The 13199-nt window shown below is 30.9% G+C and carries 15 protein-coding genes; 8 read left to right on the forward strand and 7 right to left on the reverse strand.

Going from position 1 to position 13199, the window contains the following annotated elements:
- Window positions 1–24: 24 nt before the first annotated feature.
- From KEC48_RS08785 to KEC48_RS08800, 4 genes are read right to left on the reverse strand one after another with little or no spacing between them, the layout of a single operon-like run.
- Complete coding sequence (locus KEC48_RS08785; protein ID WP_211961984.1) at window positions 25–1188, reverse strand: MalY/PatB family protein; 1164 nt, start codon at window positions 1186–1188, stop codon at window positions 25–27.
- A complete protein-coding gene (locus KEC48_RS08790) occupies window positions 1181–1921 on the reverse strand; it encodes a TrmH family RNA methyltransferase (protein ID WP_087359004.1) in 741 nt (246 codons plus the stop codon). Before KEC48_RS08790 ends, KEC48_RS08785 begins: the two co-directional genes overlap by 8 nt.
- Window positions 1908–3017: a tetratricopeptide repeat protein gene (locus KEC48_RS08795; RefSeq protein ID WP_205089390.1), complete on the reverse strand. Its 1110-nt coding sequence runs from the start codon at window positions 3015–3017 to the stop codon at window positions 1908–1910. The genes KEC48_RS08790 and KEC48_RS08795 overlap by 14 nt, the downstream gene beginning before the upstream one ends.
- Entirely contained in the window at window positions 3018–3293 is a 276-nt protein-coding gene (locus KEC48_RS08800) for a hypothetical protein (RefSeq protein ID WP_211961985.1), read from the reverse strand.
- Window positions 3294–3488: 195 nt separating this feature from the next.
- Between KEC48_RS08800 and KEC48_RS08805 the strand changes: the two genes are divergently transcribed.
- From KEC48_RS08805 to KEC48_RS08820, 4 genes are all read left to right on the forward strand, one after another.
- Window positions 3489–3935, forward strand: coding sequence for a heme-binding protein (locus tag KEC48_RS08805; RefSeq protein ID WP_087359010.1), 447 nt, complete (start codon window positions 3489–3491; stop codon window positions 3933–3935).
- Window positions 3932–4915, forward strand: a complete 984-nt coding sequence (locus tag KEC48_RS08810; RefSeq protein WP_211961986.1) for a Gfo/Idh/MocA family oxidoreductase — start codon at window positions 3932–3934, stop codon at window positions 4913–4915. The genes KEC48_RS08805 and KEC48_RS08810 overlap by 4 nt, the downstream gene beginning before the upstream one ends.
- On the forward strand, window positions 4899–5933 hold the full coding sequence (locus KEC48_RS08815; RefSeq protein ID WP_249191434.1) for a Gfo/Idh/MocA family oxidoreductase: 1035 nt from the start codon (window positions 4899–4901) through the stop codon (window positions 5931–5933). The genes KEC48_RS08810 and KEC48_RS08815 overlap by 17 nt, the downstream gene beginning before the upstream one ends.
- Window positions 5934–6098: 165 nt before the next feature.
- Window positions 6099–7025, forward strand: coding sequence for an Rpn family recombination-promoting nuclease/putative transposase (locus tag KEC48_RS08820; protein ID WP_211961987.1), 927 nt, complete (start codon window positions 6099–6101; stop codon window positions 7023–7025).
- Between the two features lie 19 nt (window positions 7026–7044).
- Here the strand turns inward: KEC48_RS08820 and KEC48_RS08825 are convergent, their stop codons facing one another.
- The gene (locus KEC48_RS08825) at window positions 7045–7845 is read right to left on the reverse strand and encodes a MurR/RpiR family transcriptional regulator (protein ID WP_087358370.1); all 801 of its coding nucleotides are present in this window, start codon (window positions 7843–7845) and stop codon (window positions 7045–7047) included.
- A gap of 123 nt (window positions 7846–7968) precedes the next feature.
- On the opposite strand from KEC48_RS08825, the gene KEC48_RS08830 reads away from it, so the two are divergent.
- Together KEC48_RS08830 and KEC48_RS08835 are read left to right on the forward strand one after the other, a co-directional pair.
- On the forward strand, window positions 7969–8778 hold the full coding sequence (locus tag KEC48_RS08830) for a putative RNA methyltransferase (RefSeq protein WP_087358371.1): 810 nt from the start codon (window positions 7969–7971) through the stop codon (window positions 8776–8778).
- Window positions 8775–9683, forward strand: a complete 909-nt coding sequence (locus KEC48_RS08835; RefSeq protein ID WP_087358373.1) for an RluA family pseudouridine synthase — start codon at window positions 8775–8777, stop codon at window positions 9681–9683. The genes KEC48_RS08830 and KEC48_RS08835 overlap by 4 nt, the downstream gene beginning before the upstream one ends.
- On the opposite strand, the gene KEC48_RS08840 is transcribed toward KEC48_RS08835, so the two are convergent.
- The gene (locus KEC48_RS08840) at window positions 9674–10264 is read right to left on the reverse strand and encodes a hypothetical protein (RefSeq protein WP_205089565.1); all 591 of its coding nucleotides are present in this window, start codon (window positions 10262–10264) and stop codon (window positions 9674–9676) included. The genes KEC48_RS08835 and KEC48_RS08840 overlap by 10 nt on opposite strands.
- 81 nt (window positions 10265–10345) lie before the next feature.
- Here KEC48_RS08840 and KEC48_RS08845 point away from each other — a divergent pair, with 81 nt between their 5' ends.
- Window positions 10346–11701, forward strand: a complete 1356-nt coding sequence (locus KEC48_RS08845; protein ID WP_087358378.1) for an MATE family efflux transporter — start codon at window positions 10346–10348, stop codon at window positions 11699–11701.
- Window positions 11702–11832: 131 nt separating this feature from the next.
- Here KEC48_RS08845 and KEC48_RS08850 read toward each other — a convergent pair whose 3' ends face one another.
- Window positions 11833–12564: an acyl-ACP thioesterase domain-containing protein gene (locus KEC48_RS08850; RefSeq protein WP_211961988.1), complete on the reverse strand. Its 732-nt coding sequence runs from the start codon at window positions 12562–12564 to the stop codon at window positions 11833–11835.
- Window positions 12565–12688: 124 nt separating this feature from the next.
- Here KEC48_RS08850 and KEC48_RS08855 point away from each other — a divergent pair, with 124 nt between their 5' ends.
- Entirely contained in the window at window positions 12689–13177 is a 489-nt protein-coding gene (locus KEC48_RS08855; protein ID WP_205089562.1) for a hypothetical protein, read from the forward strand.
- Window positions 13178–13199: the final 22 nt, after the last annotated feature.

Here is a 13199-nt window from a genome sequence, read left to right on the forward strand (position 1 = left end):
TTTCCATAATAATTCTCTTTTTTATCATTCTTTTATAGCTTTTTCTAATTGTTCCAGGGCTTGTTTTAATACTGAACGAGGGCAGGCAACATTAAATCTTTCAAAACCATCTCCACCAGTTCCAAAAATATAACCCTCATCTAACCATAGGTGTGCCTTTTCTAACATCAATGTTTCCAATTCATCTTTATTCAATCCTAAACTTCTCATATCTACCCAGACAAGATATAATCCTTCTGGTGAGATCACCTTTAACTGTGGTAATCTTTCTTTAAAGAAATCTTTCATATATTGAATATTATCAGCTAAGTAAACTAATAATTCATCAACCCATTTAGCTCCAAAAGTATATGCAGCCTCACATGCTTCTAAACCAAAAATATTAGGATCACTCATACCAGAAGCATTTTTTTCATCTTGAAACTTTTCACGCATATCTTTATTTTTGATGATAATGTTTGATGTCTGTAAAGCTGCTAAATTAAATGTTTTAGATGGTGCACTGCAAATAATACTAAAATCACCAAAAGCAGGATCAACATTATAAAAAGGAATATGTTGATGTCCTGAATAGATAAAATCCATATGAATTTCATCACTGACAACATAGACATGATGTTTTTGACATATTTTCCCTATTTGATAAAGTTCTTCTTTTGTCCATACCTTTCCAATAGGATTATGTGGATTACATAAAATAAACATTTTGACATCATGATCAATAATCTGTTTTTCAAAAATATCAAAATCACATTCATAATGATTTTCCTTTAGTATTAATGGACATTCAATAACACGTCGTCCATTCAACTGAATAGATGCATCAAAAGGATAATATACAGGTTTCATAACCAAAATCGCATCATCTTTTTGTGTTAATGCTCTAACTGCCAATTTTAAAGCACCTACAACCCCAGATGTTGTCACAATCCAATCTTTTTCAACATGGAATTGATGGCGTGTTTCCATCCAGTTAATGACTGCCTGATAATAACTTTCTGTTGGCGTAGCATAACCAAAAACACCATGACTGGCACGACGCACTAAAGCCTCTTTGACTTCAGGCAATGTTTCAAAATCCATATCTGCTACCCACATTGGGATGATACGTGGATCTTGAGCTTTTTCACGATCATACTTAATACTGTTTGTTCCTTTCCTTTCAATCACTTTATCAAAATCATACATTTTCTTTTAATACCTCTTTTCCTTCCCATTGTTCTTTTGAAAAATGAAATAATGCGATTGTCAAAGCCATAGATAGATTTAATGAATCAATATCCTCACTATGAGGAATAAACACACTTTGACCATAATTTAAATAACGATCATCCAATCCATGACTCTCATTACCAAAAATAAGACTATAAGGCTTGACAGCCTTCACTTGATGAATGTTTTGTGCTCCTTTCAACATAAAAGGATAAAATTCTCGTTTTGAAAATTGGGTATGATAATCTTCAAATGTATCATAAAAAGCAATATTCAAATGAAAAATAGCTCCCATTGAAGCACGAATCACTTTGGGATCAAAAATATCTACTGCCGGTTTAATAATGACTAAATCTTTATATCCAAAGCCAAGCATTGTACGCATAATTGTTCCCATATTTCCCATATCCATAGGATGTTCTAAAACAACATGATTCCCATTGTGTAATAAAGATGTATAAGTTTGAAAAACACCTATCGCATAACAATTATTTTTAGGACTTAATTTTTCAATAGTCCGATCATGAACATCTATTTGAATATGATACTTTTCACATAAGTCTTGAATAACTGGATAGCCTTTATTTTGTTCAATAGATGAATGAACAACAACTCTTTTGACCATCTCTGGTTTTTGTATTAATAATTCAATTGTTGGAAAAACACCTAGAGTATAAGACGTTTCATCTCCTTTTTTATATAATTTCATATGCTTTTTCTTTCCCCTCCTTAATCATTTGAGCTTGTTGATAATAAGAGAGTGCATAACCATGATGCTTCTTGACATAACGTCCCAGTTCATAAAATTGACTCAACAATAAACAGGCTTCATAACTATTTAATCTTGCTGCCTGATGTAAATATTGAAGGGCTTTTTTGACATCTTTTTTCAACGCCACACCATCAAAATAAAGCATAGCCAGTTCATAAGCACATTCTTCATGTAAAAGATAATATCCATATGTCAAATAATGAATAGCATCCTCCATATTCAATTCCACACCTAATCCCAGTTTCAACAACAAACCTGTTTTATATAAACAATCTTTTTGAAAACATTTAGCTCCTTTTAAATAAGCTTGAAAAGCAGATGAATAGTCTTTTTGTCTTTCTAATAAAATCCCCTGATACAAATAAGATTCCTTTTCATGACTATTCAAAAAATAATGCATCGCCTGATTGCTATCTTGTTCAACATATTGCCCATACATATAAAATAAGCCCAGTCTTAATGATGATTGACTATCACATTGTTCACGATAATAAGCCAGTGCCTTTGCGATATCTTGTTCAACTCCATCACCATGTTCATACATATATCCCAGATAATAACAGCTTTCTAAAATACCATTGTCATGCAAATACGAAAAGATTTCAAAAGCCTTTTCATAATCCTGTGTGACTCCAAATCCTAAAAAATAAGTTCTTGCCAAAACATAAAGATGAGAAAAATTTTGTTCTTGATAAGCCTGTCTTAAAAAGTTTTCAATATCAGGAATCTCAAAATAATAACCAATACTTTCTATTAAGTGTGCATAGACACTCACCATAAATAAAGCTTCTTCTTCCTTTAATGAAGCATACTGACATAAATAATCTACATATCTGGACATTTCAAAATCTTCATCAAAAATCATAGCTTCAAAAACACCCAGCTTCATTCCCAAGACAACAAGATAGCACTCATCCATCATATTAAAAGCTAAATCATTTAAAACTTCTTCAAAACGTTCAATATCAAATCTAATTGTATCACCATACTGATTAAAGACATCTATTACTTTTTCAATAATTTGAATATTCATCTATGTATTCATTTCATTGATCTGATGAATTGATTGCAGTTCTTTTATTGCATTATCTTTTAATGCTTCAAAATGTTCTTTATCAAAATGAGCACCCTGATCAATCAATTCAATCAATTCACGATATTTTTCAACAATGACTTCATATAAAGATTCTTTAATCACATAGTCCATTTCCTGATGAGCCTGTTGTGTTAACTGATTCACAGATTTATATTGTTCCTTAAAAACAGCATCATAATCTATAACTGTTTTTTTCTTTTTAAATAATCCCATAATATACTCCTTTCTTCCTTATCATTATTCTACTTGATTTTACTCAAAATGAAAATCCTTTTCCTTTATCATTTGTTATAAAAAGTTCATTATTTTTTCTCATTGATTCATGATTGATGAACTTTATTTTCAAAATCGTCTTGTTTATTTATCTTTTATTGCTTTTATGTCATAATTCTATTGAGGTGATGAAAGATGGAAGAACTACTCCAATTAGAAAAAGATTTATCTTTTATATCTTTTGATCATGAAGATGCTTATCATTTAGGACAAATGCTTGTTGATAAAGTCAATACACAAAACTTAAAACCCCTGCGTATTCGTATTGTCTTAAACCATGATATTGTATTTCAGTATTTGATGAATGGAAAAAATGGTGAGGAATGGTTAAATCGTAAACAAAAAACAGTTGAGATGTTTGAACATTCTTCCTATTATATCTGGACTTGTCAGGAAACAAACCATCAATATGATAAGTATTTAGATGATGATTCAATGGCTATATGTGGTGGTGGTTTTCCTCTTATAGTGAATGATGAAATCATAGGTTGCTGTATCGTATCAGGATTACAACATGATCAAGATCATCAAATCATTGTTGATTGTTTAAAAGAATTAAAAAGAAAGAAGGAAGATTTATGAAACTTGGTATTTTAGGAACAGGTATGATTGTTAAGGATTTAATGACAACTTATCAAAAACTTCATATTGAAAAGACATATCTTTTAGGAACATTAGAAACCAAAGAAGAAACAGAACAATTATGTCAAAAGTATCATCTTGATCAGACATTTTATGATTATGATGAACTTTTAAAAAGTGATGTAGATACAATTTATATTGCTTTACCTAATCATTTACATTACAGTTTTGCTAAAAAGGCCATAACACATCAAAAACATGTGATTATTGAAAAACCAATATGTGCCAATACACAAGAATTACAAGACTTAATCACTTTAAGTCAACAATATCATGTGATTGTCTTAGAAGCCATGAATATCCATTATTTACCTGCTTATCAGTCACTTCAAAAAACACTTTCAAAAATAGGACAAATAAAAATCTTAAATTTCAATTATAGTCAATATTCTTCGCGCTATAATGCATTTAAGCAAGGACAGATTTTACCAGCTTTTGATTATCATAAAGCTGGAGGTGCTTTAATGGATTTAAATGTCTATAACTTACACGCGATTATCGGACTATTTGGAAAACCTGTAGACAATCATTATTATGCTAATATTGAAAAGGGTATTGATACAAGTGGCATTATGGTTTTAGAATATCCTCATTTCCAAGCTATTTCGATTGGTGCTAAAGACTGTAAAGCTCCTATCACTTCTACGATTCAAGGTGATTTAGGTGTCATCGTCATCAATACTCCAATGAATCAGCTCACTGAATATACGCTTATTGATAATAATGGGTTAAGTACAAAATATGAATTTTCTAAAGATGAACATCGTCTTTATTATGAATTCCAAGCTTTTCAAAGAATAATTGATGAAAAAGATTTTGATAAAGCTCAAAACATGTTAAAATTGAGTTTAGATGTAGCCAGTGTTATGGAAAAAGGTAGAAAACAGGAAGGAGTTGTTTTTGATAGTGATCAACAATAAATTAGTACTCGGTTATGTTGGAAATGGAAAAAGTGCAAATCGTTACCATATTCCTTTTGTTTTACAAAGACCAGAAAAGTTTATCATCAAAAGAATATTTGATATTCATGTTCACCATGATTTATGGGAAGCCATTGATGGTGTAGAATATACTGAAGATGTGAATGAATTACTTCATGATACTGACATTGATATGATTGTTGTATGTACAACTCATCATTTTCATTATCAATATGCTAAAATGGTTTTAGAAGCAGGTAAGCATTGTTTAGTAGAAAAGCCATTTATGGAAAATAGCCAACAGGCACAGGAAATTTTTGCTTTGGCTAAGCAAAAAGGATTATATTGTTCAGCCTATCAAAATAGACGCTATGACAGTGACTTTTTAACAGTTCAAAAAGTGATTGAAAGTGGAAAACTTGGTGACTTATTAGAATTAGAAATGCATTTTGATTATTATAGACCTGAAGTTCCTGAAAAGGCACATGAATTTGACCCAGCAAATTCTTATTTATATGGTCATGGTTGCCATACTTTAGATCAGGTGATTTCTTATTTTGGAAAACCTGATGATATTCATTATGATGTCAGACAATTACTTGGTGATGGAAGAATGAATGATTATTTTGATTTAGACCTTTACTATGGAACTTTAAAAATTTCTGTAAAATCAAGTTATTTTAGAATTAAAGAAAGACCAAGCTTTGTTGTTTATGGAAAAAAAGGAATGTTTATCAAACAAACAAAAGATCGACAAGAAGAACATTTAAAATTATTCTATATGCCAGATCATGCAGATTTCGGAAAAGATTTGCCTATTCATTATGGTGTTCTCACATATATTGATGATAATGGTCAATACCATGAAGAAAAAGTCCCAACAGTGGCGGGTGATTATGCCAGAGTTTATGATGGAATTTATGATTGTATCGTCAATGGACAACCTCAAATCATTACTCATGAACAAACACTTTTACAAATGAAAATCTTGGAAACAGGTGTTCAAAACTTAAAATAAATCATTTTTCTTTAAGAGCATATCTTTGTTCTTAAAGAAATTTTTTATTATCATATATGCTTTAAGCAATTTATGTGATATAATGTTTATAAAGATAAAAAAATTGAAAGTAAAAAAAGAAATCTGTCAAAAAAATGCGTATATATATAATAGGAGGGCTATTTTATGACGGATTTCAAGAATCTTTTTGACATACGCATTTACAACTATTTTCTCAATCATGAACGTCTGGCTGATTTTTTGAATGTTGTTCTCTTTGATGGACAAACGATGCTTGACACTCAGGATATCATTATCCTTGATTCCAACAGCAGTGGTGTTTTCCTGTCCAATGGTCAAACAATCAAGCGTACAAGAGATCATCTGCTTCTTGTGAGCCTGAATGGAGAGCAATGCATCATAGGACTGGAACATCAGTCCTATGCAGATAAAGGGATGTTTCAAAGAATCATGGAATATGATTATCTCAGCTATCTTAGACAGTATCATATCTATGAAAAGAACATTCATGAAAGAATCAATGGTGTCATGACTTTGGCTATCTATTATGGCGAAAGGAAATGGAACTATGCCAGAAGCTATAAGCAGATGATGAATCGAAGTATCAGACACTTAAGACGTTACATGAATGTTGAATTTCATCCGCTGGTAGAAATGGTAAAGCTGGATGAAACAAGATTTCAAAACAAGGACAATAAAGATCTGATTACAGGACTGAAGGTTCTTTATGCAAAGAAGAAGGTACCAGAAAAGTTTATAGTCAGCCATGAAGTAGCATGTCTATTAGGGACATTGATTCATGATGAACGTATTTATCAGTTGATTGAAAAAAAGAAAGGGGCAACGAATATGAGTGACTATGTATTAGGAATTAGAAAAAAAGGACGAAATGAAGGAAAAAGAATTGGACGTAATGAAGGAATCATGACGACACTTATTAAACAATTGAATCAGAAGTTTGGAAATTTATCAAAAGATACTATTAAAGAAATCAAACGAAGCAACAAGAAACAACTTAATTCTTTAACATTACATATCTTTGATATAGAAAAAGAGGAAGATATTAAAGAAATTTTACATCAATCGTTTTAAAAGAAAATAGATATTGTGTCTATTTTCTTTTTTGATGTCTTTTATACAACAAAGAATAAAGTATACTCAAAACATATTGAAAAGATATTTGGGAGTAGAATGTCGCTATTTTTTCATTATTTTCTTTATGTGGTATCAATATATGATAACGGCTATATTGAAACAAGATATCATCAGCGTTAGATGTAATCGTAATGATGGGAACATGATTATATAATAATGTTCTTAATGAATCACGATAAACATCCTGTTTAGAATAAGTAATAAACAATGCCACATCTTGAGGAGTTGCTGCCATTGAAAAAGAAATTTCTTCTCTATTTTCAGTTGCAATATAAAAGAACTTCCCAATTTTAATCAGTTTATTTGTAAAACTCATAGCAGTAATTTTTGAATCACCAATCGCATAAATAAAAACTCTTTGCGCTTTGTCTAATAAATCAACAATCTGTTCTAACTCATCAATATGAAGCTCACTATTAATAAGATCAATACTTTCTTTATAGACATTAGCAATATTATTAATAATCTGCCATGTCGGTTCATCATTTTGAAATGGGAATGAAAAATCAATATCTTGTTTAACATACTTTAATGATTCTATATGTTTCATAAAATCTATCTTGAAATCTCTAAAACCATGATAACCTAACTTTCTACATGTTCTTATAATAGTAGCATTAGATGAGTATGTAGCCTGTGCCAGTTCACCAATGGTCATATGAATAATAGATTGTGGATTATTTTTAATATAGAGAATAATTTCTAATTCTGTTTTTGTATATAATGTTTCATTTTCTAATTGATCACTCAGTCCCATAGTATCCCTCCTATTCTATTATTATATCATCTCTTTTTCATTCATACATCCTCATATTCTCTTGTTGAAAGCTTTTTATTTCATCAAAAACATGTTATAATGCACAAAAAAAGGAGGAAGTCTATGCATTATCTTGCTTGTCCAAAATGTCATGAACCACTTACACTTGATGGGAAAAGTTATCGTTGTCACAATGGCCATTGTTATGACATAGCCAAACAAAAGTATATCAATCTTTTATTAAATCCAGATAAAGCAACGAATAATCCCGGTGATAATAAAGAAAGTCTACTTTGTCGTCAACAACATCTTAATAAGGGATATTATGATGGTATTTTAAACGAGGTGATTCGCTGCATTCAAAAATATACTCATTCCCCTCGTCAGCTTTTAGATTTAGGATGCGGTGAAGGATATTACACATATCGTATGAAAGAAATGCTTCATGATCATTCTACAATCTATGGTCTAGATATATCTAAAGTAGGAATACAAATGGCCACAAAATATACCAAAGATATCTATTGGATTGTTGGAAACTCAAAAAATATTCCTATCTTTGATCATTCATTAGATGTCATTACTGCATTATTTACGGTTGTCAACATTCAAGAATTAAAACGTTGTTTAAAAGAAAAGGGATATATTATTCATGTAACTGCCAATCCTTATCATTTAGTTGAATTTAAAAAACTTATTTATGATGAAATCAAAATCAAATCTGATCAATATATTCGATTACCCTTTTCAATTGTAGAAAGCTATGACTATCAACAAACAATTCATTTAAAAAATAGAGAAGATACTTTAAACCTTCTCCAAATGACCCCACACTACTATCATATCAAAAAAGAACGTCGTCATGTTTTAGAAACTTTAGGTGAATTTGATGCAACAATAGATATTCGTATTACAGTTTATCAAGTTTTATGAAATATCAAATTCGCCACTCTGATTTAACTCTGTTTATTGATTCACCTATATCTATTCTAGAATTATTTCAACAGTTCCATTTATCCAAAAAAACAATCCATCTAATGAAACAAAATAAATTATATCTTGTCAATAATCGCTATGTTGCCCCATCTACAGTTCTCATTAAAGGTGATCAGATAACTTTCTTAGAAGCTTTTTCAAAAGATGACGGCATGTATGCTCCCGTTTATCAAGATTTAGATATTATTTTTGAAGACGAATTTTTGTTGATTGTCAATAAACCTCCCTTTTTACAGGTTTTTCCTGCTCATCAAGAAGATATAAATTCTTTAGCACATCGTGTCAGTGGTTACTATCATCAACAAGGTTACAATCTTCCTGTCCGTTTCATTCATCGTCTTGATTATGAAACAAGTGGACTGATGATTTTTGTGAAATGTCATTTTATTCAGCCTTTATTAGATTATCAACTTTCAGTCAAGAAAATTAAACGTCATTATCTGGCAATCGTAGAAGGTCAATTTAAAGATTATCAATGGCATACGATTCATCAGGCCATTGGACGTGATCGTCATCATCAACAACGTATGATTGTTCATCCTCATGGTAAAGATGCTATAACTCATTATCGTGCTATAAGCTGTCAAAATCACCTTTCACTCGTTGAATGTGTTTTGGAAAGTGGAAGAAAGCATCAAATTAGAGTCCACATGGCTTCTATTGGGCATCCTATTTTAGGCGATCGACTCTATGGTCATCCTTCATCACTTATCAATCATCAGGCATTACATGCTTATCAAATAGAAATGATTCATCCTATAACACAAAAAAAACTTTTATTCACATGTCCTCCATGTTTGGATATCAAACAAATCATTCAAAAAATAGATCCTCAATTTTGAGGATCCTTTTTCATTGTAACCATTTTCAATACATTCACATCATTAATATCAAATAAAATATGAGCATCAATTTCACGTCTTTGACCACAATCAGAAAAAATAATCATTTCTTGATCATCATCTTCTTTATAACCTGTAATACAGACCCAATGCCAATTATCATCTTCTAATTCAGGAGCCTGATGAAATAAAATTAATAAACATACTGGATGATGATCATCAATACTCTTTTTTACAAAATTCATTGCCTGTTGATAGGATTGAGGTTTTTTTAAATATACAGGTTTTAAATCAATATGTTGCTTTTGCATCACTTGACAAAAAGTTCTCGCAAATTTATATAAAAATGGATATCCATGTCTTCCCGGTGTAAAATACGAATACATAATATTCATGATTTTTAAAAATTCCTTTTTAGAAAGCCTATGCAAAGATAAGTAATAAGTATAAAGATGACTTGCTAAAACACTGGCACATCCTGCTTTTTGTGCCCATGAATCTTCAAACCATTCCTGATTGCCACCATATCCAATAAGCTGATTGTTTTCATAAATGTGAATCATTGAAAGTTCTTTTTCCATCATTTCTCCTCCCCATTCATTGTAACATAGCGATGAAATATTGTATAATAAAAATAGTTTTCAAAAGATGGGAGGAATTATATGTCAAAAAATTTTACTGAAGTCATAAAAAATCAAACAATTCTGACAAAGAAAGAAAAAATAAATATCATCATTCAATTAAGTATTCCTACCATTCTCTCACAAATATCATCTATTCTTATGCAATATATCGATGCTGCAATGGTCGGTCATCTGGGACCTAATGCTTCAGCTTCGATTGGCATTGTTTCCACAAGTAGCTGGTTGTTAAGTGGATTATGTTCTGCTATGGCAACAAGCTTTGCAGTGCAGGTTGCTCAACTCATTGGAGCTAATCAAAATCAAAAAGCACGCAGGACTTTTCGATTAGCAATTATAACGTCATTGATTTTTTCTTCTATTCTTTTAGGATTAGGAGTTCTAGTCAATCATAGCTTATTAAAATGGTTAGGATGTGATCCTATCATCTTTAATGATGCTTCAGCTTACTTTCTTGTTTTTACTTTAAGTCTGCCTATTCTCCAAATGAACAGTTTATGCTCATCCATGTTACAATGTAGTGGGAATATGAAAATACCAAGTTTTCTCAATGCTGCGATGTGTGGTTTAGATGTTATCTATAATTTGATTTTTATTCATTACTTCGGCGTCGTTGGAGCCGCTTTAGGAACAGCTTTTGCCCAACTCACCATTGCGATTATCAATTTCTGGTATACGACATCTCGCTCTCCTCTATTACAATTCAAGAAAAATGAACCTTTCTTTTTAGAAAAACACACCCTTCAAAATGCTTTTTCAATCGGCACACCTTTGGCTTTTGAACATATTGCTATTTGTGGAGCTATGATTATGTCTACAAAAATTATTGCCCCATTAGGAACAATTGCAATAGCTGCCCATTCATTCGCTGTCACTGCCGAAAGTCTTTGTTATATGCCCGGTTATGGTCTTGAGGCAGCCGCCACAACATTAGTTGGTCAATGCATGGGTGCGAAAAGAAAAGAACTCGCTAAATCCTTTTCTAATTTCACAATCGCATTTGGTGCCATCATTATGGGTATAATTGCGATTATTATGTTCTTTATTGCTCCTTTTGTTTTTCAAATCTTAACTCCTGATTTGCAGACCCAAACTTTAGCGACCAATGTCTTAAGAATTGAATTATTAGCTGAACCTCTTTATGGTGTATCCATTGTCGCTTCTGGAGCTTTACGTGGAGCTGGTGATACACTGATTCCAAGTTTACTCAATCTATTGAGTATCTGGGGCGTACGTTTAACCTTATCCGTTATTCTTGTGCAAACAATGGGGTTATATGGTGTCTGGTTAGCAATGTGTATTGAACTTTGTGTGAGAGGACTCTTATTACTTTATCGTCAACAACGTGGAAAATGGCTACATAAAGATTTATCGTAGAAAAAAAGTTGTCACAATGACAACTTTTCTTTTCTATTTGTATTCTTACGGGAAAACGAATACGATTATAGATATTTGGGACATGCTTATCATACCATAAATAAATGAAAAATGTTTTCATATTATGAAAATTATCTATCAAAAAAATAAATTTCTATCGTAAAATAAACATCATCCTGTTCATTTCTACCTTCAATCAAATAACGATGATCATCTTCCCCCATAAAAAGTTTAACCATTTCACGAGGTCTAATTTCTTTACGATATTGGATATTGATATCACGGATATAACATTGGTGATGTTTATCAAAATCAATCAAATCCAATGCCCATTGAATATAACGTGTATTGTTCATATGTTGATTGATATCAACATCACTATATAAAACTTCACGATCTTTGATATATGTCATTTCCAGATTTTTTTGAATCATTGGTGGTAAATCTAATAATGGTTCTTTAGAAACTTCGGGAAAAATAATACCAATCTTTTGTGGTGATACCATTCTTCTTTTTTGAATGTCTAATAATGTCCAGACAGAAGAACATGTTCCTATCACTTTTTGATTCTTTTTTATATAATAATATCTTGGAAAAGATACAAATGATCCTTTTGAAATTGTTGTTGATAATTCAATTTCATCCTGATAGCGAATAGGTTCATCTAAATGTAAATATTGTTTGGCGACCACCCATCCATATTGGGACATCATCGCTTGATTCCAGACACCAATTTTCATTGCATTCACAGTCGCAATCTGAGAAAAAAGATTCAAAAGATGATGAAAAAAGTATTCTCCCATATCATCTACTTCATTGATTTCTATTGTTTTCTTTTCAGTACTTATTAAATTTTGATCCATAATTTCACTTCCTTAGTGTCTATTATAATAAAAATTCATAAAGATTTCACATATTTTCATTTTTTCCTAGTCGAAAAGCAAAATTATATGTATAATAGAGAGGTATGAAAGGAAGTTTGAATTTATGCTTGATGTTGTTTCATTAATCTTATCATTTATCTTAGGACTTGTTTTTTTATGGTTTACATATTCTATTGTTAATATTCTTGTTACATTTTTCCGTTGTCGTAAACAAGATCATTCTTTAGAACTTTGTTTAAATACGGGAGGATATATTTTTTATACTATTCTCACACTTGTTTATCTTATCGCAACTGTTGGTGGAATCATTTTAATCATTTATGGTTTAATAACTTCTAATATGAGTTTTTTCCATAATGGTATAAATATTATTGCATTCATCTCTGTTGTTTATGCTTACTTTGCTTCAACGATTGTCCTCGTTGGACGTAAAAACTTGATGGTTGGAAGAATGTTAATAGATTATCGTAAACTAAAAAAAGTCAATTATACCTACAACAACAAAGTAACCTTTGTCTATGCTCAAAAAGATTATAGTTTTCCTACAAGATTTATAAATAAAACCAAATTAAGAAAAATGATTTCTCGATAATAAAAACACGATTTTTCGTGTT

The sequence above is a fragment of the Clostridium sp. C1 genome, assembly GCF_018223625.1.
In the GTDB taxonomy this organism is placed as follows: domain Bacteria; phylum Bacillota_I; class Bacilli_A; order Erysipelotrichales; family Coprobacillaceae; genus Allocoprobacillus.